At 63.6% G+C, this 24,810-nt stretch carries 22 protein-coding genes; 11 read left to right on the forward strand and 11 right to left on the reverse strand.

What is annotated here, in order from left to right:
• The first annotated feature begins 1 nt into the window (after position 1).
• The 6 genes from ACLBXN_RS17145 to ACLBXN_RS17170 all read left to right on the forward strand — a co-directional run bounded on the left by ACLBXN_RS17145 (position 2) and on the right by ACLBXN_RS17170 (position 6,791).
• Positions 2-1,564, forward strand: coding sequence for a benzoate-CoA ligase family protein (locus ACLBXN_RS17145; RefSeq protein WP_447612938.1), 1,563 nt, complete (start codon positions 2-4; stop codon positions 1,562-1,564).
• Positions 1,565-1,754: 190 nt separating this feature from the next.
• Positions 1,755-2,918: an ABC transporter substrate-binding protein gene (locus ACLBXN_RS17150; RefSeq protein WP_043003219.1), complete on the forward strand. Its 1,164-nt coding sequence runs from the start codon at positions 1,755-1,757 to the stop codon at positions 2,916-2,918.
• A gap of 157 nt (positions 2,919-3,075) precedes the next feature.
• The gene (locus ACLBXN_RS17155; RefSeq protein WP_043370423.1) at positions 3,076-3,945 is read left to right on the forward strand and encodes a branched-chain amino acid ABC transporter permease; all 870 of its coding nucleotides are present in this window, start codon (positions 3,076-3,078) and stop codon (positions 3,943-3,945) included.
• Between the two features lie 144 nt (positions 3,946-4,089).
• A complete protein-coding gene (locus ACLBXN_RS17160; protein ID WP_043003221.1) occupies positions 4,090-5,184 on the forward strand; it encodes a branched-chain amino acid ABC transporter permease in 1,095 nt (364 codons plus the stop codon).
• On the forward strand, positions 5,177-5,947 hold the full coding sequence (locus ACLBXN_RS17165) for an ABC transporter ATP-binding protein (protein ID WP_407714749.1): 771 nt from the start codon (positions 5,177-5,179) through the stop codon (positions 5,945-5,947). Before ACLBXN_RS17160 ends, ACLBXN_RS17165 begins: the two co-directional genes overlap by 8 nt.
• A 142-nt stretch (positions 5,948-6,089) precedes the next feature.
• Positions 6,090-6,791 carry an ABC transporter ATP-binding protein gene (locus ACLBXN_RS17170; protein WP_447612987.1) on the forward strand — a complete coding sequence of 234 codons (702 nt, stop codon included), beginning with the start codon at positions 6,090-6,092 and terminating at the stop codon, positions 6,789-6,791.
• 160 nt (positions 6,792-6,951) lie between these two features.
• Here the strand turns inward: ACLBXN_RS17170 and ACLBXN_RS17175 are convergent, their stop codons facing one another.
• From ACLBXN_RS17175 to ACLBXN_RS17190, 4 genes are all read right to left on the reverse strand, one after another.
• Complete coding sequence (locus ACLBXN_RS17175) at positions 6,952-7,425, reverse strand: PaaI family thioesterase (RefSeq protein ID WP_043003224.1); 474 nt, start codon at positions 7,423-7,425, stop codon at positions 6,952-6,954.
• Between the two features lie 238 nt (positions 7,426-7,663).
• Entirely contained in the window at positions 7,664-9,178 is a 1,515-nt protein-coding gene (locus ACLBXN_RS17180) for an acetyl-CoA hydrolase/transferase family protein (protein WP_447612939.1), read from the reverse strand.
• A gap of 147 nt (positions 9,179-9,325) precedes the next feature.
• Positions 9,326-10,648, reverse strand: a complete 1,323-nt coding sequence (locus tag ACLBXN_RS17185) for a solute carrier family 23 protein (RefSeq protein WP_043003226.1) — start codon at positions 10,646-10,648, stop codon at positions 9,326-9,328.
• Between the two features lie 232 nt (positions 10,649-10,880).
• Complete coding sequence (locus ACLBXN_RS17190; RefSeq protein WP_447612940.1) at positions 10,881-12,797, reverse strand: B12-binding domain-containing radical SAM protein; 1,917 nt, start codon at positions 12,795-12,797, stop codon at positions 10,881-10,883.
• A 142-nt stretch (positions 12,798-12,939) separates the two neighbouring features.
• Here ACLBXN_RS17190 and ACLBXN_RS17195 point away from each other — a divergent pair, with 142 nt between their 5' ends.
• Positions 12,940-15,021: an acetoacetate--CoA ligase gene (locus ACLBXN_RS17195; protein WP_447612941.1), complete on the forward strand. Its 2,082-nt coding sequence runs from the start codon at positions 12,940-12,942 to the stop codon at positions 15,019-15,021.
• Here ACLBXN_RS17195 and ACLBXN_RS17200 read toward each other — a convergent pair.
• Positions 15,018-15,767, reverse strand: a complete 750-nt coding sequence (locus ACLBXN_RS17200; protein ID WP_447612942.1) for an enoyl-CoA hydratase/isomerase family protein — start codon at positions 15,765-15,767, stop codon at positions 15,018-15,020. The genes ACLBXN_RS17195 and ACLBXN_RS17200 overlap by 4 nt on opposite strands.
• A 149-nt stretch (positions 15,768-15,916) precedes the next feature.
• Between ACLBXN_RS17200 and minC the strand changes: the two genes are divergently transcribed.
• Genes minC through minE form a run of 3 tightly spaced genes read left to right on the forward strand, consistent with a single transcriptional unit; the run spans position 15,917 to position 17,792 of the window.
• The gene (minC, locus tag ACLBXN_RS17205) at positions 15,917-16,651 is read left to right on the forward strand and encodes a septum site-determining protein MinC (protein WP_407714744.1); all 735 of its coding nucleotides are present in this window, start codon (positions 15,917-15,919) and stop codon (positions 16,649-16,651) included.
• Between the two features lie 56 nt (positions 16,652-16,707).
• Positions 16,708-17,520, forward strand: coding sequence for a septum site-determining protein MinD (minD, locus tag ACLBXN_RS17210; protein ID WP_003059885.1), 813 nt, complete (start codon positions 16,708-16,710; stop codon positions 17,518-17,520).
• Positions 17,521-17,525: 5 nt separating this feature from the next.
• Positions 17,526-17,792 carry a cell division topological specificity factor MinE gene (gene minE, locus ACLBXN_RS17215; RefSeq protein WP_003059887.1) on the forward strand — a complete coding sequence of 89 codons (267 nt, stop codon included), beginning with the start codon at positions 17,526-17,528 and terminating at the stop codon, positions 17,790-17,792.
• 98 nt (positions 17,793-17,890) lie between these two features.
• On the opposite strand, the gene gorA is transcribed toward minE, so the two are convergent.
• The 6 genes from gorA to ACLBXN_RS17245 form a co-directional block, all read right to left on the reverse strand.
• Entirely contained in the window at positions 17,891-19,255 is a 1,365-nt protein-coding gene (gorA, locus tag ACLBXN_RS17220) for a glutathione-disulfide reductase (protein ID WP_447612943.1), read from the reverse strand.
• A 129-nt stretch (positions 19,256-19,384) separates the two neighbouring features.
• A complete protein-coding gene (locus tag ACLBXN_RS17225; RefSeq protein ID WP_447612944.1) occupies positions 19,385-20,296 on the reverse strand; it encodes a TauD/TfdA dioxygenase family protein in 912 nt (303 codons plus the stop codon).
• Between the two features lie 130 nt (positions 20,297-20,426).
• Entirely contained in the window at positions 20,427-20,951 is a 525-nt protein-coding gene (locus tag ACLBXN_RS17230) for a flavin reductase family protein (protein WP_034406713.1), read from the reverse strand.
• Positions 20,952-21,149: 198 nt separating this feature from the next.
• On the reverse strand, positions 21,150-21,791 hold the full coding sequence (locus tag ACLBXN_RS17235; RefSeq protein ID WP_211458122.1) for a 3'-5' exonuclease: 642 nt from the start codon (positions 21,789-21,791) through the stop codon (positions 21,150-21,152).
• 26 nt (positions 21,792-21,817) lie between these two features.
• Entirely contained in the window at positions 21,818-22,309 is a 492-nt protein-coding gene (gene hpaR / locus ACLBXN_RS17240; RefSeq protein ID WP_407714741.1) for a homoprotocatechuate degradation operon regulator HpaR, read from the reverse strand.
• A 113-nt stretch (positions 22,310-22,422) separates the two neighbouring features.
• Positions 22,423-23,799, reverse strand: coding sequence for a D-amino acid dehydrogenase (locus ACLBXN_RS17245; RefSeq protein WP_447612945.1), 1,377 nt, complete (start codon positions 23,797-23,799; stop codon positions 22,423-22,425).
• A gap of 42 nt (positions 23,800-23,841) precedes the next feature.
• Here ACLBXN_RS17245 and ACLBXN_RS17250 point away from each other — a divergent pair, with 42 nt between their 5' ends.
• On the forward strand, positions 23,842-24,756 hold the full coding sequence (locus ACLBXN_RS17250; protein WP_043003237.1) for a LysR family transcriptional regulator ArgP: 915 nt from the start codon (positions 23,842-23,844) through the stop codon (positions 24,754-24,756).
• Positions 24,757-24,810 lie beyond the last annotated feature (54 nt).

Raw genomic sequence — 24,810 nt, forward strand, 5'->3', positions numbered from 1 at the left:
CATGACCGACTTCAGCCAAGCTTTCAACTTTGCCCAGCATCTGTTTGATCTCAACCAGGGGCGCGGTGACAAGAACGCCTACACCGATGACCAGGGCACGCTCAGCTATGCGCAGTTGCAGGAGCAGGCCCGCCGCATGGCCCACGGCCTGCTCGCCGCCGGCATCCATCGCGAGGAGCGCGTGCTGCTGGTCATGCACGATATGCGCGAGTGGGTGATCTCCTTTCTCGGAGCCATGTACGCAGGTGTGGTGCCGGTGGCGGTGAATACCTTGCTCACCGCAGCCGACTACGCCTACATGCTCGAACATTGCCGAGCGCAGGCGATTCTGACCAATGGCGCGCTGGTTCCCGTGGTGCAGCAGGCCCTGGAGCAGGCGCAGCATGAGGTCAACCATATCTGGGTCGCCAGACCCGAGGAAGCATCGCCAGGCCTGCCACCGGCCTTCGAGGCGCTGCAGCCTTGGCTGCAGCAGCAAACGCCACTGGCCCACGCAGCCAGGACCATGGGCGACGACCCCGGCTTCTGGCTCTATTCCTCAGGCTCCACCGGCAAGCCCAAAGGGGCGGTGCATACCCATGCCAACCCCTACTGGACGGCCGAGCTGTATGGCAAACCAGTGCTGGGCCTGAACGAAAACGATGTCTGCTTTTCCGCCGCCAAGCTCTACTTCGCCTACGGCCTTGGCAATGCCCTGACCTTCCCTCTGAGCGTGGGAGCCAGCGTGGTGCTGATGGCCGAGCGCCCCACGCCGGAAGCCACTTTCAGACGCTGGACCGAGCACCGGCCCACAGTGTTTTTTGGAGCGCCTACGGGCTTTGCGGGCATGCTGGCTCACCCCGCCTTGCCGACACGCGAACAGGTCAGCCTGCGTATGTGTTCGTCGGCCGGCGAAGCCCTGCCGGCCGAGGTTGCCCAGCGCTTCAAGAACCACTTCGGTGCCGATATAGTGGATGGCATCGGCTCCACCGAAATGCTACATATCTTCCTCTCCAACCGCCCGGACGATATACGCTACGGCAGCACCGGAAAGCCTGTGCCCGGCTATGCGGTGGAGCTGCGCGGCGAGGACGGACAGCCCGTGGCCGATGGCGAGATCGGCGATCTCTACATCAAGGGCCCGAGCGCTGCCCTGATGTACTGGGCCAACCGCGACAAGACGCGCGACACCTTCCAGGGCGCCTGGCTCAAGAGCGGCGACAAATATGTGCGCGATGCCGATGGCTACTACACCTATGCGGGCCGCAGCGACGACATGCTCAAGGTCAGCGGCATCTATGTCTCGCCATTCGAGGTCGAGTCCACGCTGCAGCAGCACCCTGCCGTGCTGGAAGCGGCCGTGATCGGCGTGACCGACGAGCAGGGCCTGACCAAGACCAAATCCTATGTGGTGTGCAAGCCCGGACAGAGCGCCAGCGAGGACGAACTCAAGGCCTTTGTGAAGAACCGGCTGGCTGCCTACAAATACCCGCGCTTCATTGAATTCGTGGACGAACTGCCCAAGACCGCAACCGGAAAGATCCAGCGCTTTCGCTTGCGGGAACTGGACACGAAACCGCGCTGACGGCCTGCTGCAAGCGCGCAAAAAGCGTTAGCAACAGCGTCATCCAACTAGGGCAATCGCTGGTATTGCTTTAAACCTAAAGTTGTTAGAGTGCGCTCGTGCATCAGTGCGAACCCCAGCACCACAGCCAGTCATATCCCTTGATCTGAGAACAAGCCGGCATTCATCCATCAACCAGCAGGAGACAAGCATGAGCAAGCAATGGGCAATATGGAGCGCAATCGCACTGGCTGCCGCCGCAAGCGGCAGCAGCGCCATGGCGCAGGAGAAGATCAAGGTCGGCTTCATGCTGCCTTTCAGCGGCACTTATGCAGCTCTGGGCGTGGCGATCGAGAACGGCTTTCGCATGCAGGTCGCCGAACAGGGCGGCAAGCTGGGCGGACGCGAGATCGAATACTTCAAGGTCGACGACGAATCCGACCCCGCCAAGGCCACGGACAACGTCAATCGTCTCATCAAGCGCGACAAGGTCGACGTGATCATCGGTACCGTGCACTCCGGCGTGGCGATGGCCATGGCCAAGGCCGCCAAGGAAAGCGGCACCGTGCTCATCGTGCCCAATGCAGGAGCCGATGCAGTCACCGGCCCCATGTGTGCTCCCAATATCTTCCGCAGCTCCTTCTCCAACTGGCAGACCGCCTATCCCATGGGTTTGGTTGCCGCCAAGGAGGGCAAGAAGACCGCCATGACCATCACCTGGAAATACGCGGCGGGTGAGGAAGCGGTGAATGGCATGAAGGAAGGCTTCGAGAAAAGCGGCGGCAAGGTCACTAAGCAGCTGACGCTACCGTTTCCCAACGTTGAATTCCAGGCCCTGCTGACCGAGATCGCAGCGGCCAAGCCCGATGCGGTGTTCTCCTTCTTTGCGGGTGCAGGTGCCGTGAAATTCGTCAAGGACTATCACGCCTCTGGCCTGTCCAAGACCATTCCGCTCTACGGACCGGGCTTTCTGACCGACGGCACGCTGGACGCCCAGGGCGAGGCCGCCCAGGGCATGCTGACCACGCTGCACTATGCCGACGAACTGGGCACGGCGCGCGACCAGGCCTTCCGCACCAACTACGCCAAGAACTACAAGCTGCAGCCCGATGTCTATGCCGTGCAAGGCTATGACGCAGCGCAGATGCTGGCCGTGGGCCTGAAGGCGGCCGGCGGCGACATCGGCAAGAAGGATGTCTTCCGCACCGCCATCGAAAAAGCCACGATTGCCAGCCCGCGCGGCGACTTCACCTTGAGCAAGGCCCACAACCCCGTGCAGGACATCTATCTGCGCAAGGTCGACGGCAAGGAAAACAAGAAGATCAGCGTGGCGGTGAAGGCGCTGGCGGACCCGGCCCGCGGCTGCCGCATGTAACAGAAGCAAGCCATACCGCCCTGGATACGTCGCTGCTCTGCGCATGCCGCACCTTGGGTGCCGGCCCCGGCAGAGCGCCTCGTCTCCAACGCGAATCCGTGATTCGCGGGGCGGTAGCTGCCGCTGCTTCAGCCCTCCCGCTTCAACAAGGATTGCCGTGGATCTCGCCACTTTTCTGGTGCAGTGTCTGAACTCGATTCAGTACGGACTGCTGCTGTTTCTGCTGGCCTCCGGCCTGACGCTGATCTTCGGCATCATGGGAGTGATCAACCTCGCCCATGGCAGCTTCTACATGATCGGAGCCTACGTGGCGTTCTCGCTGGCACCTTATCTGGGCCAGCATTTCATCACCATGCTGCTGGTCGGCGTGGTGCTGGCCGTGGTGCTGGGCTATTTTCTCGAATGGGCATTCTTCAGCTTTCTCTACGAACGCGATCACCTGCAGCAAGTGCTGATGACCTATGGCCTGATCCTGGTGTTTGAAGGCCTGCGCGCCATCCTTGTAGGCAACGATGTGCATGGCGTGGAAAAGCCGGCCTGGCTGGCCGGCAGCTTTCCTCTCATGGGCATGATGCAGTACCCCTGGTACAACGTGTTTGCCGCCGCTGCCTGCCTGCTGGTGGCGCTGCTGATGTACTACACCGTCAACCGCACGCGCCTGGGCATGATGATTCGCGCCGGTGCCAGCAACCGCGACATGGTGCGTGGCCTGGGCATCAACATCAAGCGCCTGTACCGCATCGTGTTCGCCGTGGGCGTGGCCCTGGCTGCCCTGGCCGGCATGATCGCGGCGCCCATGAGTTCGGTCTATCCGAACATGGGCTCCAGCGTGCTCATCATCTGCTTTGTGGTGGTGGTCATCGGCGGCATTGGATCGATTACCGGAGCGCTGATTGCCTCGCTGCTGGTGGGCTTTGTGGATACCTTCGGCAAGGTGTTCTTCCAGGAACTCAGCGGTATGAGCATCTATCTGCTGATGGCCGTGATCCTCGTATGGCGCCCTGAAGGCCTGATGGGGAAAAGATGATGAAGTTTCCCTTGAGCTCCTTCGCGCCTTCCCCCTCTCTCGCTACGCGAGAGGGGGACAACACCTTCGCTGCGGGATGGACCTTGCCCGGTGTCCCCTGCTTGGTTCATGCCAGTTTTGCAAGCAGTGCCAAGGATCATTGATATGAGCGACACCTCCTATACGCCGCTGCCGCAATCCAATCAGGCCTATGCCGAAGCCCCTGCCGTCACCAACCAGAGCCGCCCGATTCGCGCGCACAGCGTCTGGGTAGGGGTGGTGCTGCCGCTGGCCGCCGCAGTGCTGCTGGCGGCCGCCCAGCCCTTCTGGTCGGCCTATCTGTCCGATCTGGTGGTCAAGATCATGATCCTGTCCATCTTTGCGCTGAGCCTGCATATCCTGGTGGGCGGCGCAGGGCTGGTCAGCCTGGGCCATGCAGCCTACTTCGGCCTGGGTGCCTATGCGGCGGTGAAGGCCGCTGGCCAGGACGGCAGCAACTTTCTCGTCATGCTGGGCGCCGCAGTCGGCGTCTCGGGCCTGTATGCGCTGGTGGTGGGCGCCCTGAGTCTGCGCACCAAGGGCGTGTACTTCATCATGGTCACGCTGGCATTCGCGCAACTGGCTTTCTTCGTCGTGCACGACGTGGGCTACTTTGGCGGCAGCGACGGCATCTACCTGATGCAGCGCCCGGCCATCGGAGCACTGGACATGGAAAGCAGCAGCACGCAGTACTTCGTGGTACTGGCCGCACTGGTGCTGGTCTATGCCTTCATCGCCATGCTGCGTCACTCCCGCTTCGGCCATGCGCTGGCCGGTATCCGGGTCAACGAGCAGCGCATGCGCGCTGCCGGCTTTGCCACCTATGGCTACAAGCTCGCCGGCTTTGTGATCGCCGGTGCGCTGGCGGGGCTGGCGGGCTTTCTGCTGGCCGCACGCGATGCCGTGGTCAACCCCGAACTGCTGGCCTGGCACCATTCCGGCGAGGTCCTGCTGATGCTGATTCTGGGCGGTGTGGGTTCTCTGCGCGGTGCGGTGCTGGGCACCATCACCTTTGTGCTGCTCAAGGAGCTGCTGAGCACCCATGCCATCGTGGGCAATGCCGCAGACCACTGGCAGCTGACGCTGGGCCTTGCCATCATCGCGCTGGTCGCGCTGCTGCCCAAGGGCCTGGTCGGCATCAACGATAAATGGCAGAAGAAGGCAGCAGCGCGGACCGGCAAGTCGCCAGAAGCTGTCGAGCAAGGAGCGGATCATGGCTGATGCAGGCAATGCTCCAAAGATGTCCGTGCGCGGCCTGACGCGGCGCTTTGGCGGGCTGGTGGCCGTGAACAATGTGGACCTGGATCTGCATCAGGGCGAGGTCCATGCCGTCATCGGCACCAACGGCGCAGGCAAGTCCACGCTGATCAACATGCTCTCGGGCGAGATAGCGGCCAGCAGCGGCAGCATTGCACTTGAAGGCCAGGACGTCACGCAGATGCCGCAGCCACTGCGCGCCAAGGCCGGCATCGGCCGCAGCTACCAGCGCACCACCATCTTCCCTGAGTTCACGGTGCTGGAGAACTGCCGGCTCACGGCCCAGGCCCAGGCAATGCCCAGGCCCTGGCGCATCTGGGAGTCGGCCCAGCATTGCGCGGCCAGCATGCAACGGGCGCAATCTGCGCTGCAGCGCGCCGGTCTAGCCCAGCATGCCGGGCGCATCGCCGGCAGCCTGAGCCATGGTGCCAAGCGTCAGCTGGAAGTCGCCATGTGCCTTGCCACGGCACCGCACGTGCTGCTGCTGGACGAACCTCTGGCAGGCATGGGCGCCGAAGAGACAGAACGCATGCTGGAGCTGCTGCAGGAGCTCAAGTCCGCACATGCCGTGCTGCTGGTGGAGCACGATATGGATGCCGTTTTTCGCATTGCCGATCGCATCACCGTCATGGTCAACGGCAGCGTGGTGGCCACGGGCACGCCCGATCAGATTCGCAACGACCCGGTCGTGCGCACCGCCTATCTGGGAGAGGAAGAGCATGCTTGAAACAAAGCACCCCCTGAGCGGCTCTGCCGCTTCCCCCTCTCTCGCTGCGCGGGAGGGGGACGGCACCATCGCTGCGGGGCGGCCCTCGCTTGGTGCCTCTGGCACAGGCACGCGCCCACATTCCGGGGCTTCGAACCATGCCATGTTCAGCCTGCAGGAGGTGCACAGCTTCTACGGCGACAGCCATATCCTGCACGGCATCTCGCTGGATCTGCCCCAGGGCCAGGCCGTGGGCCTGCTGGGCCGCAACGGCATGGGCAAGACCACGCTGATCCGTACGCTGATGGGCTATGTGCCGGCGCGTTCGGGCCAGGTGTTTGCCGATGGCAAGGACGTGACGAATTCCGCCCCCGAGAAAATGGCGCGTCTCGGCATTGGCTATGTCCCCGAAGGGCGCGGCGTCTTCCCCAACCTCTCCGTCAAGGAAAACCTCTTGATGAGTGCCAGAGCCGGCCTGGACGGCAGCCGGGGATGGACCTACGAGCGTGTACTGGAAACCTTTCCACGCCTCAAGGAGCGACTGTCCAACGGCGGAGATCAACTCTCGGGCGGCGAGCAGCAGATGGTCTCCATCGGCCGCGCGCTGATGACCAACCCCCGCCTCATGATTCTCGACGAAGCCACCGAGGGGCTGGCTCCGCTGGTGGTGGCCGAAATCTGGCGCGTGATTGCCCAGATCCGCGAGACCGGCATCTCCACGCTGATCGTGGACCGCGACTACAAGAAGGTGCTGGCCCATACCGACAAGGCCGTGGTGATGGAAAAAGGCCGGCTGGCCTTGCAGGCGGAGTCTGCGGATCTGCTGCAGCAGCCGCAGAAGCTGTCGGTGTTGCTGGGAGTGTGACTGTCGTCTTGTTGTGATAGCTGTTCACGCCTGATAGATAAGCGTTTGAGACCTCCTCCGTTTGATGTTTGGAGTGAAACTGGGTACCTGATTTATGGACAGAGGCCGGGACGAAACCCGGCCTATATCCTCAAAACAAAGCGGTCTCGCAAACCAAAACCTACTGAACCCCGCCCAACGAAGCAGCATCCAGTCGCACATTCTTTGCGGCCTCGGGCGGCAGGATCGCCATCGTCAGGCTGCAGTTGCAGGTCAGTTTGCCTTCCTCATCGCGCAGCTCCACCGCCCAGACATGCGTGGTGCGCCCGAGGTGCGTGGGCCGCGCCGTGGCGGTGATCCAGCTGCCCTTGCGGCCTGCGCGCACATGGCTGGCGGTCACGCTCAGTCCCACGCAGCGATAGCCTTCGGGAATGCTGCAGGCCGCAGCCATCGACCCCAGCGTCTCGGCCAGCACCACGCTGACACCGCCGTGCAAGATGCCGTAGGGCTGGCAGGTGCGTTCATCCACATGGATGCGGGCGCGCACATAGTCGTCGCCGTATTCGGTGAACTCAATGCCCAGATGGGAAATTGCAGTGTTTGCGCTGCCTGCGTTCAGCGCTTTCAGATCGAGCTCTCGGGTCCAGATCGCCATACCAGTCCTTGTGGTGCATGAAAAAAGGACGCTCCTTGCAGAGCGTCCTTCGATGCTAAGGACTTGGAGCAGCAGACGCCAGCACCAAGCGGACTAGCTCGCAGCGATCAGCCCACCCACACCCCGAGTCAGAGACACCAAGCAAGGGGCTAGGCGGCCCCACCGCCCCGCAGCAATGGTGTCGTCCCTGGGGGAAGCCGCGAAGCCGCCCAGGCGCAGCAGCTCAGCGGGAGCCTATTCAGGCGCGCATATCGCCCTTGTCCATGAAGCGCTGATGCCAGGACAGCGCCTCGGTCAGGATATGGGGCGTGTGCTGTGCACCCTGCTGGCGCGAGCGGTCGAAATAATCCTGCAACTGGGCGCGGTAGTCCGTATGGACGCATTGGTCGATGATGACCTGCGCACGCTGCTTGGGCGACAGGCCGCGCAGATCGGCCAGACCTTGCTCGGTGACGATGATCTGGGTGTCATGCTCGGTGTGGTCCACATGCGAGCACATGGGCACGATGCAGCTGATCTTGCCGTCCTTGGCCACCGAGGGCGTGACGAAAAAGGACAGATAGCCGTTGCGGGCAAAGTCGCCCGAGCCGCCGATGCCGTTCATCATGCCCGTGCCCATGACATGGGTGGAGTTGATGTTGCCGTAGATGTCGGCTTCGATCATCGAGTTCATGGCGATGATGCCCAGGCGGCGCACCAGCTCGGGATGGTTGGAGATTTCCTGCGGGCGCAGGATGATGCGCTCACGGTAGAAGTCGATGTTGTCCTCGAAATCCTTGTAGGCTGCCGCAGACAACGAGATGGAGGTGGCCGAGGCCTTGCTCATCTTGCCCGCGCGCAGCAGATCCAGCATGCCGTCCTGCAGCACTTCGGTAAAGCCCAGCAGGTTCTCGAACGGGCCGGTCAGCAAGCCTGCCAGCACGGCATTGGCCACATTGCCCACGCCCGACTGGATGGGCAGCATTTCCTTGGGCAGGCGGCCCATCTTCATCTCGTGGGCCAGGAAGTCGATGATGTAGCCCGCGATCTTCTGCGAGTTTTCGTCCGGTGTGGCAAACACATTGTCGCGGTCGCCCTTGTGGGTCTCGACCACGGCGACAACCTTGGCGGGGTCCACCTTCAGGTAGGCATCGCCGATGCGGTCGTCGGCATGCGTCATGTTGATGGGCATGCGGCGCGGCGGGATGGCCGTGCCGTAGTAGATGTCGTGCATGCCCTCCATCCGGGCAGGCGGCTTGGTGTTGACCTCCAGAATCACCTTGTCGGCAATCTCCAGCCAGGTCTTGTTGTTGCCCACGGCCGTGGACGGGATCAGCAGGCCGTCGGCGGTCACGCCCAGTACCTCGATCACGGCGACGTTCATATGGCCCAGAAAGCCGAACCAGGCATGCTGCGCCACGTGGGACAGGTGCATGTCGATGAAGTCGATCTCACCTGAGTTCACGGCCTTGCGCGCGATGGGATCGGTGTTGAAGGGCAGGCGCTGACCCAGGGCATGGGCTTCGGCCATCACGCCATCGCACTCGGCGGCGGTGGACGCGCCGGTCCAGACATTGATCTTGTAGGGCTTGCCCTGGGCATGCTCGGCCTTGGCGCGGGCCGCAATGGCCTGGGGCAATGCCTTGGGGTAGCCGGCTCCGGTGAAGCCGCTCATGCCGACATTGACACCGTGGGGAATCAGGGCGGCTGCCTCTTCGGCCGTCATGACGCGCGAGAGGAATTCTGGGTAACGTACGCGATCTGCGATGGACATTGCATGCTCCAACTAAAAAAAACCGCCCGGGTAGGGCGGCATATCTCCAGCGAGAAATGTTACCAGCGCGGAACATTAATACCGGGATTCTCGGCAAAGGCCCCGCGCTGCTGTCAGGGGAATGTTCCCCCGATTACATGTTGGCACTCACTTGGCCTGTACCTTGGTTTCAGATTTGCGCTCGCCCATGGCCAGCAGTGCGTACAGGATGATGGCGCCGAAGGTGGCGCAGCCGATGCCGCCCAGCGCGAATTCGCCGAACCTCAGCGTGAATTCTCCGGTACCCAGAATCAGGGTGATGGCAGCCACGATCAGGTTCTTGGTGTCGGAAAAGTCCACCTTGTTGTCCACCCAGATCTTGGCGCCGGCAATGGCGATCAGGCCGAACACCACGATGGAGACACCGCCCATGACGGGCAGGGGAATGGCCTGGATCAGCGCACCGAACTTGGGCGAGAAGCCCAGCAGCACGGCCAGCAGGGCCGCCACAAAGAACACGGCCGTGGAGTAGATGCGGGTCGCCGCCATCACGCCGATGTTTTCGGCATAGGTGGTCACGCCCGTGCCGCCGGCGGCGCCGGAGACCATGGTGGCCACGCCGTCACCGATGAAGGCCCGGCCCATGTACTGGTCCAGGTTCTTGCCCGTCATGGCCGTCACGGCCTTGATGTGGCCCAGGTTCTCGGCCACCAGGATGATGACCACGGGCACGATCAGCAGCATGGCGTTGCTGGTGAACACCGGCGCATGGAAGCTGGGAATGCCGAACCAGGCGGCATTGAGCACGCCGCTCAGATCCACGGGCTTGCCCCAGCCCAGGCCGTTGGTGAAGACGGCGTAGAGCACGCTGGCAATGATCAGGCCGATCAGAATCAGCAGGCGCTGCAGCATGCCGCGCGTGAACACGGCCACCAGCGCCACGGACACAAAGGTCAGCGCCTGCATCCAGGATTCGAAGTTGTTGGACGCCATGTTCTTGATGGGAATCGAGGCCAGGTTCAGGCCGATGATGGCCACCACGGCGCCCGTCACCACGGGCGGCATGAAGCGTTCGATCCAGGCCGTGCCCACCATCTGCACCAGCAGGCCGACCAGCATGTAGACAAAGCCGCAGGCAATGATGCCGCCCAGCGCCACGCCGATATTGGCGTTGGCAGGTCCCTGGCTGGCCACATAGCCGGTGGCGATGTTGACCACGCCGATGAAGGCAAAGGAAGAGCCCAGATAGCTGGGCACCTTGCCGCCGGTGATGAGAAAGAAGATCAGCGTGCCGATGCCGCTCATCAACACCGCCAGATTGGGATCGAACCCCATGAGGATGGGAGCCAGCACCGTGGAGCCGAACATGGCGATCACGTGCTGGATACCCATCAAACCGGTCTGCGTCCAGGGCAGTCGCTCATCGGGGCCGATGACGCCACCGCCCTGCAAGACATCGGACGATCGCTCCGTCCATTGAAACATTCCCATCCCATCGCTCCTTGGAGATATAAAAAACGGAGCAGATTATGGCAAGCAGTGCTTGCCCGCTGGGGCCGTGCAAGCACTGGTAAACCAGGGACTGTGGTCTCTCGCACACGCGGGAAAACGGCTGCACCAGGGCAAACTATCAAATACATAGCTTGCAGCGCAATACCGTCAATGAATTAATGGATAAACAGATCTAAAGTTGTTTATCAGCAAGCGCTAGCAGCTATCAAATTCACTGCTTCTGCTTCTGCTGCAGCGCACGCGCAATGCGATCGCGCTTGACCGTGGGCTTGGGCACCTTGAACGGGAACCACATGCGCACATCCTCCTCCAGCCCGATGCCGTGCATGAAGTTGTAGATGGCCTTCTTGAGCGCCGCGCCCAGTGCGTCGTGATCGACGCCCGTAGGGTCGATGAAGGGGCGGTCGTTCTTGGCAAAGTTGCCCTCGGGCAGCGGCGGCAGCTCGATACCGTATTCCTCGGGGTTGAGGCCCACGGGCGAGTGCACGGTGCAGCTGAAGCGGTGAAAAAAGCCGCTTTGAATGCAACCGTTGAGAAACAGCTGGCGCACATACTCGAGCGCGTCCACCGTGTCCTGCACGGTCTGCGTCGGAAAGCCGTACATCAGATAGGCATGGACCAGAATGCCGGCCTCCGAGAACGCCTTGGTCACGCGTGCCACCTGGTCCACGGTCACGCCTTTTTTCATCAGCGCCAGCAGCCGGTCGGACGCCACTTCCAGACCGCCAGAGATGGCAATGCAGCCGCTGTCGGCCATCAGCTCGGCCAGCTCGGGTGTGAAGGTCTTCTCGAAGCGCACATTGCCCCACCAGGAGATGCCGGCATTGCGCGCAATCAGCTCCTGCGACAGCGCCTTGAGCGCCTTGGGCGGCGCGGCTTCATCGACAAAGTGAAAGCCGGTCTGGCCGGTCTCGGCGACGATGGCCTCGATGCGGTCGGCCAGCACGGCAGCGCTGGCGCCCTCGTAGCGCCCGATATAGTCCAGGCTGACATCGCAGAAGCTGCACTTCTTCCAGTAGCAGCCATGGGCCACGGTGAGCTTGTTCCAGCGCCCGTCGCTCCATAGACGGTGCATGGGGTTGAGCATGTCCAGCAGCGACAGGTATCGGTCCAGCGGCAGACCGTCCCAGGTGGGCGTTCCAACCTCGGCAAACGCGATGTCGGACTCCATCATGTTCACGTACTGCACCTTGCCGTCGTCGCCGCGCACAAAGGTGCGCACCAGACGCGATCTGCCGCGCTCGCCGCGCAGATGCTCGAGCAGCGCCAGCAGCGGGCGTTCGCCCGCATCCAGCGTCACGAAGTCGAAGTAGTCGAACACGCGCGGCTCGGCCAGCTCGCGCAGCTCGGTGTTGACAAAGCCGCCACCCAGCACGGTGGCAATCTGCGGAAAGCGCCGCTTGATGGTCTGCGCAATGCGAAACGCCGCATAGGCCGAGCCCGGAAAGGGCACGGACAGCAGCACCACCGTGGGCTGGTGACGCTCCACGGCCTCCAGTGTCAGGCGCTCCAGCACCTCGTCCACCAGATTGGGCTCTGCCTCCAATGCGCTGGCCAGCGGATCGAAAGTGGGCTGGCTGCCGGCCAGCGACTCGGCATAGCGCACGAACTCGAAGCGCTCGTCCACGGCATCGCGCAGCACATCGGCCAGATCGTTGAGGTACAGCGTGGCCAGATGCTTGGCCTTGTCCTGCAGTCCCAGGGCCCCGAAAGCCCAGCCCAGCGGATCGCCGCCTTCCTCGTCCTCATACACATCGAGCGTGGCAAAGCGCGGGCCTTCGGGCAGAAAGTGGCGCCCCACGATGCGGTGAGCCAGCGTGGAGTCTCGCCCCTGCAAGAACGCAATCGTGGGCGCAATCGTGGCCAGATAGCGCTCCTGCTGCGCGACAAAGGACTGCACGGCAGGCGTGTGCTTTTTGGCAGGCAGGCTCCGGATGCGCTCGGCCACGGCGCGCAGGCCATCTGGCGAGAGCAGCTGCAGCACCAGGGCCAGTGCCAGGTCTTCCTGCATGGCGGTGATGCCGCGCGAGCGCAGAAAGCCCGTCAGGTAGGCCGTGGAGGGGTAGGGAGTGTTGAGCTGCGTCATCGGCGGAATGACGGCCAGCACGCGGGTGGGCAAAGCGGACATGGGGTGCGGGTCGCCGGCATGCGCCGTTGACGGTGTAGACAGGCCCCGATTATCGGTTTGACCGCGCATCCGTGCTGCACAGGTGACATCTGCGAGGGCCACCACCAATGACTTGCACGGACTGCAGCGCTAGGCTGAGGCCATGTCCTGTGCCTCCCCCAACACCGCCCCCTATATTCCCCAGATCCGGCTGTACCAGAACTGGCTGCGTGAAACGCGCGGCATGAGCTTCGCCGACTATGACGCGCTGTGGCGCTGGTCGACCAGCGATCTTGATGCCTTCTGGCAAAGCATCTGGGAGTACTTCGACCTGCAGTCGCCCACGCCGCACAGCGCGGTGCTGGCCAGCAACACCATGCCCGGAGCGCAATGGTTCCCGGGCGCGCAGGTGAACTATGTGCAGCAGGTGCTGCGCCATGTCCAGCCCGCCCATGCCGCCGGCATGCCGGCCGTCATCAGCCGCAACGAGCAGGGCCTGCAGCGCGAGCTGAGCTGGCCCGAGCTGCAGCGTCAGGTGGCGTCCCTGGCCCTGCATCTGCGCGCCCAGGGCGTCGCCAAGGGCGACCGCGTCGCGGCCTATCTGCCCAATATTCCCGAGGCCATGGTCGCCTTTCTGGCCTGCGCCAGCCTGGGCGCCATCTGGAGCATCTGCGCACCCGACATGGGCACCCATGCCGTGCTCGACCGCTTCAAGCAGATTGCACCCAAGGCGCTGATCGCCGTGGACGGCGTGCATTACGCAGGCAAGGACATAGACCGCCGCGAGGTCCTGCAGGAGCTGCGTCAGGGCCTGCCCAGCGTGCAACACGTGGTACTGGTGCCCAATCTGAATACCTCGATAAAGATAGCTGACACCGCAGACTACACAAGCGTTACAGCGAGAAATGATGCCGATACCGCTGCCTTTGAGCCCGAATGGCTAGCGTTCGACCATCCACTGTGGATCGTCTACTCCAGCGGCACCACCGGCCTGCCCAAGCCCATAGTCCACGGTCATGGCGGTATGGTGCTGGTGGCCCTGCAGCTCAAGGGTCTGCACAACGACATCGGCTGCAGCTACGAGCCCAACAGCTGGGGCGAGCGCTACCACTGGTACAGCTCCACGGGCTGGGTGATGTGGAATGCCCAGGTCTCGGGCCTGCTGGGCGGCACAACCTGCGTGATCTTTGACGGCAGCCCCGGCGGCAGCAAGGACAAGCCCGACTGGGGCACGCTGTGGCGCTTCGCGGCCGAGACCGGCGTGACCAGCTTTGGCTCGGGTGCGGCCTTCTACGCCAACTGCATGAAGGCCGGTGTCGATCTGTCGGCCTGCGGGGATCTGTCACGCATACGCGGGCTGGGAAGCACGGGCTCGCCGCTGTCTGCCGAGGTACAGCAGTGGGGAACAGACCAATTCGAGAAACTGGGCCGCGCCAATATTTGGTGGAATAACTTATCCGGCGGCACCGACTTTGCGGGCGCCTTTATCGGTGGCAACCGCGATCTGCCGCTGGTGCCCGGCGTCATGCAATGCCGCCAGCTGGGCGCAGCCGTCGAAGCCTGGAACGAAGAGGGCCAGCCCGTGATGGACGAGGTCGGCGAGCTGGTCTGCACCCAGCCCATTCCATCCATGCCGCTGTTCCTGTGGGGCGATGCGGACGGAAAAAGGTATCTATCGAGCTATTTCGACATGTACCCGGCGGGCCATGGCCGCCAACCCGGCGGCGGTGACGGCCCGGCAGCAATGGGGCCGGTCTGGCGTCATGGCGACTGGATCAAGCTGCTTGGCGAGGGCGGCTGCATCATCTACGGCCGCAGCGACGCCACCATCAACCGCCACGGCCTGCGCATGGGCACCAGCGAGATCTACAGCGCCGTCGAGGCCCTGCCTGAGGTGCTGGACAGCATGGTGGTGGACCTGGAATATCTGGGCAAGGACAGCTATATGCCGCTGTTTGTCGCCCTGCGCCCCGGCGTGGAGCTGGATGCTGCCCTGCGCGAGCGCATCAACAAGGCCATCCGCTCGGCACTGTCGCCCCGCTTTGTGCCCGACGATATCTTTGCCGTGGCCGAGATCCCGCGCACGCTCAGCGGCAAGAAGCAGGAACTGCCCATCAAGAAGCTGCTGCTGGGCCAGCCCCTTGCCAAGGTGGTCAACAAGGACGCCATGGCCAACCCCGGCTGCCTGGACTGGTACGAGGGCTTTGCCAGGGAATACCTGGCCAAGGCAGAGACGGTGGCCTAACGCCCGGTAAACAGAGGCTGGCGCTTCTCGCGCCAGGCCGCGCCACCTTCCTTCAGATCGGCCGATTCGATGGTGGCCTGCACGGCAGCATCGATGCCGGCCTTGTCATGCACGCCACGGACAATGGCGTTGAGGTGCTTCTTCATGCCCAGCAAGGCCAGCGGGGCCATGCCGGACAGCGTGTTCTGCAGCTGCGCCACGCGCTCGCCGATATCTGCGCCGTCCGCCAGATCGGTCAGAAAGCCGCAGTCCTTCATCGCCTGGGCCTGTAGCTTCTCACAGGTCAGAAACAGGCGCTTGGCCGTATCCAGGCCCAGCCGGGTCACATAGCGCTCCAGGCCCGAGCCGTAGAAATGCAGGCCCAGCCGCGCGGCGGGCATGAACATCTGGCTGTTGGCACCGCCGACGCGGAAGTCGCAGGCCAGCGCCATATCGGTGGCACCACCAAACACCCCGCCCTGGATCGCGGCAATCGTCACGGCGCGGCAGTTTTCCACGGCATCCACCATTTCGCCGAAGGAGCTGCCCTCGTTCTGGCTGTTGGCAATCTCGGCTATGTCGTAGCCGCTGCAGAAATGCCGGCCCACCGCCTGCAGCGTCAGCACCAGCACGGCCGGGTTGGCATTGACCTCATCGATCTGGCGGCGCAGCACGCTCAGGTCTTCGGGCAGCAGTTTGTTGGCAACGTCGGGTCGGCGCAAGGTGATGCTGGCACAGGCGCCCTGGATCAAAAGCTCTGGAGACATGACTGTATTTTCATCCAGACCTGTGCAGATAGGGGCCTCTGAGGTGCATCAAGTGTTGCAGTGCAAACACTCGGTGACCTTATCTTTTGCCGGTTGACAGGTACACTTTGTCGTCCTCATAGAGCACCTGATGTGCGCTGATCCCATCCATGTCTGTTGAACCGACCGGCGCCGAGCGCCCCAGCTTTGACCTCAAGAGCGCGCAACTGCCGGTGCTTTCCGTGGTGCTTCGCAGCACCGACATGCAGGCACTGGCGCAGGATCTGGCACGTCGTCTGGCCGACGACCCCGATTTCTTCGACAACGACCCCGTGCTCATCGACCTCAGCCAGGTGTCTGAAGCCGAGCAGGAGATCGACTTCCCGGCCCTGCTCGAGGCCCTGCGCAACCACCGTACCGTGCCGGTTGCCGTGCGCAGCGGCAGCGAGGCCCAGATGGAGGCGGCCAAGGCCCTGGGGCTGAGCGCAGCTCCCGATGCCATGCCGGCGCGTCGCGCCGAGCCGGAAATCCACGAGATCATTCGCGAGGTGGAGGTCGAGGTGCCCGCGCCTCTGGCCGATGCCGTCATCGTGGACCGGCCGCTGCGCTCGGGCCAGCGCGTCTATGCCAAGGGCACCGACATTGTGGTTCTGGACATGGTCAGCTATGGTGCCGAGGTGATTGCCGACGGCAACGTCCATGTCTATGCGCCGCTGCGCGGCCGCGCCGTGGCCGGGGCCAGCGGCAATACCAGCGCCAGAATTTTTAGCACTTGCATGGAGGCGCAACTGCTTTCCATTGCAGGTATCTACCGCACAATTGAAACCGATCTCCCCAAAGAAGTCGCCGGCAAAGCTGCCAAGGTGCGTCTTGAAGGAGAAAAAATCATTATCGAGCCGGTATGAGACACACCGGACACCCTATCAACCTGCCCCATTTGTCTTAAAGGAATCGTGCAAACATGGCCAAAATCGTCGTCGTGACCTCCGGCAAAGGCGGTGTCGGCAAGACCACCACCAGCGCCAGCTTCGCATCCGGCCTCGCTCTGCGCGGCCACAAGACCGCAGTGATTGACTTCGATGTGGGTCTGCGCAATCTCGATCTGATCATGGGCTGCGAACGCCGCGTGGTCTATGACCTCATCAATGTCATCCAGGGCGAAGCCAATCTGAACCAGGCCCTGATCAAGGACAAGCAGTGCGAAAACCTGTTCGTGCTGGCCGCTTCGCAGACCCGCGACAAGGAAGCCCTGACGCAGGAAGGCGTGAAGAAGGTGCTGGACGATCTGTCCGCCATGGACTTCGAGTTCATCATCTGCGACTCGCCCGCCGGCATTGAAAGCGGCGCACTGATGGCCATGCACTATGCCGACGAGGCCCTGGTGGTGACCAATCCCGAAGTCTCGTCGGTGCGCGATTCGGACCGCATTCTGGGCATGCTCAGCTCCAAGACCGAACGTGCCGTCAAGGGCGAGAGCATCAAGGAACATCTGCTGATCACGCGCTACAACCCCAACCGCGTGGAAGACGGCCAGATGCTGTCGCTGGAGGACATTCAGGACATTCTGCGCATCGAGCTGATCGGCGTGATCCCCGAATCCGAAACCGTGCTCCAGGCTTCCAACCAGGGCATTCCGGCCGTGCACATGCAAGGCACCGACGTGGCCGAGGCCTATCAGGACGTGGTGGCACGCTTCCTGGGCGAAGAAAAACCCATGCGCTTTACCGAAGCCGTCAAGCCCGGCTTCTTCAAACGCATGTTTGGCGGGAGGTAAGCCATATGTCCATGTTGTCGTTTCTGCTCGGAGAGAAGAAAAAATCCGCCTCGGTCGCCAAGGAGCGTCTGCAGATCATTCTCGCCCGTGAACGCGTGGGCGGCGAAAGCGGCAAGCCCGACTATCTGCCGGCCCTGCAAAAAGAGCTGATGGCCGTGATTTCCAAGTATGTGGACATCAACCCCAATGACATCAAGGTACAGCTGGAGCGCCAGGAAAACCTTGAGGTTCTGGAAGTCAAGATCGAGCTGCCGGACGCCACACGCGGCTGATACCAACTCATCTGTTCAAAAAATGGGCCTCTGAGGCCCATTTTTCATGGTGCTTCCACCCGGCGCCTCGCGCAGTGCGAAAACGCGGGTGTCGCGCCTCATTCCCGCACCGGCTCCCGCATGGTCACCAGCTCCTCGGCCACGGTCGGGTGTATGCCTATGGTCGCATCGAACTGCTGCTTGGTCGCGCCGCATTGCAGCGCCACGGCAAAGCCCTGCATCAGCTCGCCCGCGCCCTCGCCCACCATATGCACACCGCGCACGCGCTGGTCGGCCTTGGAGACGATGAGCTTGAGGAAGACGTTCTCGGGCTCGGCCCCCATGCGGTTGGTCAGCGGCCTGAAGCTGGACTGGAAGACCTGCACCGCGCCAAAGCGCACGCGCGCCGCCTCCTCGGACAGTCCCACCGTGCCCACCTGCGGATGGGAGAACACCGCCGTCGGCACCAGTTCGTAGTCGGGGGCGCTCTTGTCGCCCTGACCGAACAGACGATGGGCGACCACCGAGCCCTCGGCCAGCGCCACGGGCGTCAGGGCCATGCGATCGACCACGTCGCCCACGGCATGGATGGATGGCACATTGCTGCAGAAATGCTGGTCCACCTCGATGGCGCCCTGGTCGTTGACCTTGACCCCTGCCGCCTCCAGCCCCAGTCCTTCGATCAGGGGCACGCGACCCGTGGCGTACATCACGCAGTCCACCACCAGTTGCTCGCCGCTCTTGAGCTGCAGGTGCAGGCCGTCCGCCTGCTTGTCTATGGCCTGGATCTCATCCTCCCAGCGGAAGTTCACGCCCAGCTGGGCCATCTCCTGGCCCAGGTGCAGACCGAGGTCGGCATCAAAGCCGCGCAGCAGCTGCTGGCGACGGTGCAGCAGGGTGGTCTCTGCGCCCAGGCCGTTGAAGATGGAGGCGAACTCCACGGCGATATAGCCACCGCCCACGACCACCACGCGCCTGGGCAGCTGCGGCAGGTGGAAAGCCTCGTTGGAGGTGATGGCATGCTCGATGCCCGGGATATCGGGCAGGCTGGGCGTGCCACCCGTCGCGATCAGGATATGGCGGGCATGCAGGGTCTGCCCGTTCACCTGCACGCTATGCGGCCCTGAGAGCTTTGCACGGCCGTGGATGACGGCAACCCCTGCGCCGGCCAGCATGCGGCCGTAGACGCCGTTCAGACGCTCGATTTCGCGGTCCTTGTTGGCAATCAGCACAGGCCAGTCGAAACGCGGCTGCTCCAGCTGCCAGCCAAAGCCCCGCGCCTCCTCGGCCAGCTGGCTGAAATGCGCTGCATGGCTGAGCAGCTTCTTGGGGATGCAGCCCACGTTGACGCAGGTACCGCCCAGCTGGGCGGCTTCCACCACGGCCACACGGGACCCCAGGCCGGCAGCCACGCGGCTGGCGCGCACGCCCCCCGAGCCGCCGCCTATGACCAGAAAGTCGTAATCAAAGTCTTGTTGCTGCATGTTCTGTCTCGCTGGTTGGGAGGTTCAAAGCAGATGCTTGCTGCTTTGAACTCTACAAGACAAGACTGCCGCAGGTGGTTTAACGCAGCGTTAAACCACCTGCACGACCCAGTTTGGCCGGCGCACGGCTTAGAACGGCTTGTCACCCTTGACCGTGGCGCGGTGCATGCGACGCACGGCCGGGAAATAGTCCTGAATCGCGTAATGCTGGGTGGAGCGGTTGTCCCACATGGCAATGGTGTTGGGCTCCCAGTGCAGGCGCATCTGGTATTCCAGAATCGCGGGCTGGCGCAGCAGATAGTTCATCAGATCCTGCTGCTGGGCATGAATTTCGTTGGCCGAGCGGAAGCTGTCGAAGTGCGAGCTGAAGTTGGCGAAATGCGTGACGAAGGTTTCGTTGACGTAGAGGATCTTTCGGCCGCTTTCGGGGTGGGTGCGCACCACCGGGTGCACCACGGGCGGATATTTGTCGCGCGCCTGGGCCTGCTGCGCGGGCGTCATGCGCGCGCCGAACGAGGGCAGGATGTCATGCACGGCATACAGGCTGGCGATCTGCTGCTTGCGCGTCTCGGGCAACTGCTCGTAGGCCTGCTCCATATTGATCCAGACCGTGTCGCCGCCGACCTCGGGGCATTCCACGCAGCGCAGCACCGAGGCCATGGATGGGGTATCGCGCCAGGAGACATCGGTGTGATAGACGTTCTCGGTGCCCGGGATCTTGCTGTTGCCGCCGAGCAGCACCAGCTCGGGATGGTCGGGGTGATGGGGAAATACCGGGTGCAGCTCCAGCTCGCCGAAGCGGCGTGCAAACGCCACATGCTGGGCAGGCGTGATGTTCTGCTCCCGAAACACCAGCACCTTGTGCGCCACCAGCGCCTGGCGCAGCTCGCGCGTCTGCTCCTCGCTCATGGGCTGGCGCAGGTCTATGCCCGAAACCTCCACGCCGATGGCGGGTGAGATGCGCCTGAGTTCGAGCCCCGTGCTGCTTGCCGCGGCCACCTTGCGCTGGGTATGGGCCGGCCTGTCTTCGCAATCGATCATGATGTGTCTCCAAAGCGTTGCACCAATGTCCTGCGGCATGGCGCTGCAGGCCTGGGTGCAATCTAGGGCGGGCCTTGGAGATCGGTATCGTTCAAGTCGACTAGGTAGGGTTCCCAGTCGGCAGCCGGCCTTACCTGACGAAGCCGTGGGCGTGCATATGGCCTGAGTGGTAGAGCAGCGGCGCGCGGTCGGCATGGTGCTCGCAGCGTTCCACCTCGCCGATGAAGAGCAGATGGTCGCCCTCCTCATGCTGGCGCAGATTGCGGCACTCGAAGACCGCGCTGCAGCCCTCCAGCAGCGGCACGCCATGCTCGGAGTCATGGTGCTGCGTATGGCTGAACCGGTCCGCTCCCTTGCGTGCAAACAGCTCGGCCAGCGGCTTTTGCGAAGCCGCCAGCACATGGATCGCGTAGTGGGTGCTGTGGCGGAACACGGGCAGGGAATTGGCCTTCAGACCCAGGCTCCAGAGCACCAGCGAGGGCGCCAGCGACAGGGCGTTGAAGGAGCTGACCGTGGAGCCCACCGCATGGCCCTCTGCACTGCGCGCCGTGATGATGGTCACGCCGGTGGCAAATTGCCCCAGCGCATCGCGAAATTCGCGCTGCGAGAAAGGCAAGGCCGAACGCAAGACGGAGGTAGGCAAGGCGGAGTTCACGAAATTCAGAGCTCAGGTCAGCGACCACAACGGTGCGCCACGGTTCAAGATCAGCAGATCCCAGGGAGCATCTGCAGGGCTTGAGCAATTATCAACTTGAACCTAGCCGGTCACAATCCGTAAGGGCTTAAGGCCAGAATCATCAATTTTGATAGCTTCTGACGCATGACTGCAAAGGCCTGCAGTCCAAAATCCTCATCAGTCCTGGGTCTGAACTGCCAGCAGTCCCTGACCGGCCTGCTGCGCCAGCCAGCCGCCGACCTTGGCCTTGCTGCAGCGCTGCAGCTGCATCAGCAGCGCATGTTCGGGCCAGGGCAGGGCATGGCGCTCGCACAGGTCCTGCTGCATGCGGGCCAGCAGGGCCGCCGCCATCTCGGCATCCGCCAGCGCCCGGTGGGCGCGGCCCGTGGAAGGCAGGTGCAGATAGCGCGCCAGATTGCCCAGGCTGTGACTGGGTGCCTGCGGATAGATGCGGCGCGACAGCAGCACGGTGCAGGCAAACAGCTGGGGCGCAGCCTCGCCCGCCAGTGCCAGCTCGGCCTGCCAGAACTTGCTGTCGAACGATGCGTTGTGGGCCACCATGGGTGCGCCGCCCACAAAGCGGGCTGCATCGCGCATCACCTCGGCGGCGGGCGGCGCCGTGCGCAGCATCGCGTTGGTGATGCCGGTGAGCTCGGTGATGAAGGGCGAGACCCAGGCCCCGGTCTGCATCAGGCTCTGGAAGCGGTCCACCACGCGGCCCTGCTCCAGCAGCACGATGGCCACCTCGGTGGCCCTGGCGCCCTGGGCGGGCGTCATGCCCGTGGTTTCAAAGTCGATGACGGCGATCGCAGCACTCATAACTGCATTGTGCCGTGGCCGGCGCCTCAGTCCGTGCCCAGCTCGTCTTCTCCGGGCAGACCCAGGCTTTGCACCACATGCTCGAGGATGCGGAACAGCTGCTCGCTCTCGGCGCTGCCCAGTTGCTCCTCGATCTCGGAGTAGATGGTTTCGAAATGCGGCACGATCTGCGCCACCATCTCCTGCCCGGCGGGCGTGAGGGCGAACTCGGAGCCCCGCAGATCGGCCACATGGCGGCCGCGCTTGATGAGCAAACGCCCTTCCAGCGTCTTGAGCAGGCGCGAGAGGCTGGGCATGCTGATGAAGGTCAGCTGCGACAGCTCCATGGGACGCAGACGCCTGTCGGCCACCGACATGATGCGCAGCACGCGCCATTGCTGCTCGGTCAGTCCGTGCGCACGCAGCGAGGGACGAAAGCGCACCATGACCGCCTCGCGGGCCTTGAGCAAAGCCATGGGCAATGAGCGCGCGAAGGAACGTGAAGTGTCAAGGGCAGAAGTGATGTCGTGCTGGGTCATGGCATGGACGAGTTGCTGGCGTGATTGTATGTAAGAGCCCCACGCAGCGATACCGTCAATCCGGGCAAAAGAGTCAGCCAGCCCGTACTCGTCCTGCAGTCCTATGCCCTGTCTCAGGCCGACGCGATCCGCGCACCGCGAGCGATCTCGGGGGCCGGCTCGTCCCAGAACCGGAAATCCAGCGCCGGGCGCTCGCCGCTCATCAGGGCCGCCATGGCCTTGCCCGACCCCGCACCATGCGTCCAGCCCAGGGTGCCATGCCCGGCATTGACCCAGATTCCGGCAGCCTGAGTCGCACCGATGCAGGGAATGTTGCTGGGCGTGGCGGGCCGCAGACCGCACCAGAACTGCGGATCGCCGCCCTGCTCGGGCAGGCGCGTGTCGCAGACGCCGGGCATCAGCTCCTCCACGCGCCTGACCAGCATCTCGCAGCGCGCCCTGGCCGTGGGCGTGTCCAGACTCAGATCGAAGCCGCCCAACTCAATGGTGCCGGCCACGCGCAGGCGGTTGCCCAGACGGCTCATGGCGACCTTGCGGCTGTCGTCGATGGTGGAGACCATGGGGGCTTTTTCGGGCCGCAGCAGCGGCAGGGTGGCGCTATAGCCCTTGCCCGGGTAGATGGGTACATGCACGCCCAGAGGCCTGAGCAGCAGCGGCGTGTAGGAGCCACAGGCGACCACCACGGCATCCGCGCTCAGCATGCGCCGGGCGCCATCGCTGCCGCCGCGAAGCTGCACCTGGGCAGGCTTGCCCCGGCGCGCCGGCTGCAGGCTCAGGATGTCGTGGCCGTAGAGGAACTGCACACCGGCCTGGGCACAGAGGTCGGCCAGCTTTTCGGTGAACAGACGCGCATCACCGGACTCGTCCGTGGCGGTGAACGTGCCACCCGCAATCTGCGCAGCATAGGGCGTGAATGCAGGCTCGATGGCCAGCAGCTCTTCGCGGCTGACCAGACGGCGCTGCACACCGTATTGCCGCATCAGCTCCACGCCTTCGGCGGCCTCGGCAAACGCTTGCGGGCTGCTGTAGAAATGGGCAATGCCGCGCTCCAGCCGCTCGAACTCGATACCGGTCTTCTGGACCATGTCCTTGAGCGCCAGATGGCTGTAGGCGCCCAGCGCCACGATCTGCTGGACATTGCGCGCAAAGGCGCGGTCATTGCACTGGGCCAGGAACTGCAGGCACCAGCGCCATTGCGCGCTTTCGAGCCGGGGCCGCAGCAGCAGCGGAGCCTGTTTGTCGAACATCCATTTCAGCGCCTTCCAGGGCGCCTGGCGATTGGCCCAGGGCTCGCAGTAGCTGACCGAGATCTGGCCGCCATTGGCATAGCTTGTCTCCAGGGCCGGACCGCTCTGGCGGTCCACCACGGTGACTTGATGACCGCGCTCGCGCAGATGCCAGGCGGTGCTGATGCCGATGATGCCGGCGCCCAGGACGATGATGTTCATGCGGCCAGTGTCTGCACTCTTGCAGGCAAACAAAAGCAGCATTAAATTTTCAGCAGTTTCATCAGAAATGCTAATGGAATAGCCATGAGTTCCTGGGACCCTGTTGCGCTGGAATGCCTGGCCGCCATCGTGGAGGAAGGCGGCTTCGAGCGCGCCGCGCAAAAGCTGCACATCACCCAGTCGGCCGTGTCCCAGCGCCTGCGGGCGCTGGAGGCGCAGGTGGGCTCGGTGCTGGTGGAGCGCACGCGCCCCGTCAAGCCCACCAGCGCTGGCCGCTTGCTGCTCAAGCATGCCAAGCAGCTGCGCCTGCTGCGCGCCGATCTCGCGCACGAGCTGCAGGAGCTGGCACCGCAGACCGGACAGAGCCTGGCCGGCGAAATCGTCTCCATCGCCATCAATGCCGACAGCATTGCCACCTGGGCCATGACGGCCCTCGACGAGCTGGTGAAGAGCGGCCTGCCGCTGGAGGTGGTGGTCGACGACCAGGACTTCACGCAGGAGCTGCTGCGCTCGGGCCAGGTCATGGGCTGCGTCACCACGCTGGGTCAGGCCCTGCGCGGCTGCACGGTGCAGCCCCTGGGCGCCATGCGCTATGTGGCCGTGGCCTCGGCCGAGTTTGCCCGGCAAAGACTGCCGCAGGGGCTGACGCGCAAGAACTTCAACCAGCTGCCCTATCTGTCCTTTAACCGCAAGGACGATATGCAGGCCGAGTTCGTGGCGCGCTGCCTGGGCCTGCGCAATGTGTCGCTGCAGCACCAGATCCTGCTGCCCAGCTGCGAGGCGCAGGTGCGCGCCGTGCGTGCCGGCTGGGGCGTGGGCGTGCTGCCGCAGCTGCTGGTGCAGCCAGCGCTGGAGGCCGGCGATCTGGTCGAGATTGCGCCCGGCCATGCACTGTCCATCGCGCTGTTCTGGCATTGCTGGAATCTGGAGTCGCGCGTGCTGGCCCATGTCAGCCAGGCCTTGCTGGGCAAGGCCCGGCAGCTGCTGCAGGTCGATTGATGCCGGCCATAGAAAAAGGCCGTGCTTTGCAGCACGGCCTTGCGAGAGCGGTTC

It is taken from the genome of Comamonas sp. C24C (assembly GCF_053345995.1).

What these genes read in the sequence shown, in the direction of transcription:
- minD (WP_003059885.1), top strand. Translation starts at nt 16,708, where the DNA reads ATGGCCAAAATCGTCGTCGTGACCTCCGGCAAAGGCGGTGTCGGCAAG.
- ACLBXN_RS17225 (WP_447612944.1), bottom strand. Translation starts at nt 20,296, where the DNA reads ATGATCGATTGCGAAGACAGGCCGGCCCATACCCAGCGCAAGGTGGCC.
- ACLBXN_RS17235 (WP_211458122.1), bottom strand. Translation starts at nt 21,791, where the DNA reads ATGAGTGCTGCGATCGCCGTCATCGACTTTGAAACCACGGGCATGACG.
- ACLBXN_RS17195 (WP_447612941.1), top strand. Translation starts at nt 12,940, where the DNA reads ATGTCCTGTGCCTCCCCCAACACCGCCCCCTATATTCCCCAGATCCGG.
- hpaR (WP_407714741.1), bottom strand. Translation starts at nt 22,309, where the DNA reads ATGACCCAGCACGACATCACTTCTGCCCTTGACACTTCACGTTCCTTC.
- ACLBXN_RS17250 (WP_043003237.1), top strand. Translation starts at nt 23,842, where the DNA reads ATGAGTTCCTGGGACCCTGTTGCGCTGGAATGCCTGGCCGCCATCGTG.
- ACLBXN_RS17170 (WP_447612987.1), top strand. Translation starts at nt 6,090, where the DNA reads ATGTTCAGCCTGCAGGAGGTGCACAGCTTCTACGGCGACAGCCATATC.
- ACLBXN_RS17185 (WP_043003226.1), bottom strand. Translation starts at nt 10,648, where the DNA reads ATGGGAATGTTTCAATGGACGGAGCGATCGTCCGATGTCTTGCAGGGC.
- ACLBXN_RS17180 (WP_447612939.1), bottom strand. Translation starts at nt 9,178, where the DNA reads ATGTCCATCGCAGATCGCGTACGTTACCCAGAATTCCTCTCGCGCGTC.
- ACLBXN_RS17245 (WP_447612945.1), bottom strand. Translation starts at nt 23,799, where the DNA reads ATGCTGCTTTTGTTTGCCTGCAAGAGTGCAGACACTGGCCGCATGAAC.
- gorA (WP_447612943.1), bottom strand. Translation starts at nt 19,255, where the DNA reads ATGCAGCAACAAGACTTTGATTACGACTTTCTGGTCATAGGCGGCGGC.
- ACLBXN_RS17165 (WP_407714749.1), top strand. Translation starts at nt 5,177, where the DNA reads ATGGCTGATGCAGGCAATGCTCCAAAGATGTCCGTGCGCGGCCTGACG.
- ACLBXN_RS17200 (WP_447612942.1), bottom strand. Translation starts at nt 15,767, where the DNA reads ATGTCTCCAGAGCTTTTGATCCAGGGCGCCTGTGCCAGCATCACCTTG.
- minC (WP_407714744.1), top strand. Translation starts at nt 15,917, where the DNA reads ATGTCTGTTGAACCGACCGGCGCCGAGCGCCCCAGCTTTGACCTCAAG.
- minE (WP_003059887.1), top strand. Translation starts at nt 17,526, where the DNA reads ATGTCCATGTTGTCGTTTCTGCTCGGAGAGAAGAAAAAATCCGCCTCG.
- ACLBXN_RS17150 (WP_043003219.1), top strand. Translation starts at nt 1,755, where the DNA reads ATGAGCAAGCAATGGGCAATATGGAGCGCAATCGCACTGGCTGCCGCC.
- ACLBXN_RS17145 (WP_447612938.1), top strand. Translation starts at nt 2, where the DNA reads ATGACCGACTTCAGCCAAGCTTTCAACTTTGCCCAGCATCTGTTTGAT.
- ACLBXN_RS17190 (WP_447612940.1), bottom strand. Translation starts at nt 12,797, where the DNA reads ATGTCCGCTTTGCCCACCCGCGTGCTGGCCGTCATTCCGCCGATGACG.
- ACLBXN_RS17160 (WP_043003221.1), top strand. Translation starts at nt 4,090, where the DNA reads ATGAGCGACACCTCCTATACGCCGCTGCCGCAATCCAATCAGGCCTAT.
- ACLBXN_RS17175 (WP_043003224.1), bottom strand. Translation starts at nt 7,425, where the DNA reads ATGGCGATCTGGACCCGAGAGCTCGATCTGAAAGCGCTGAACGCAGGC.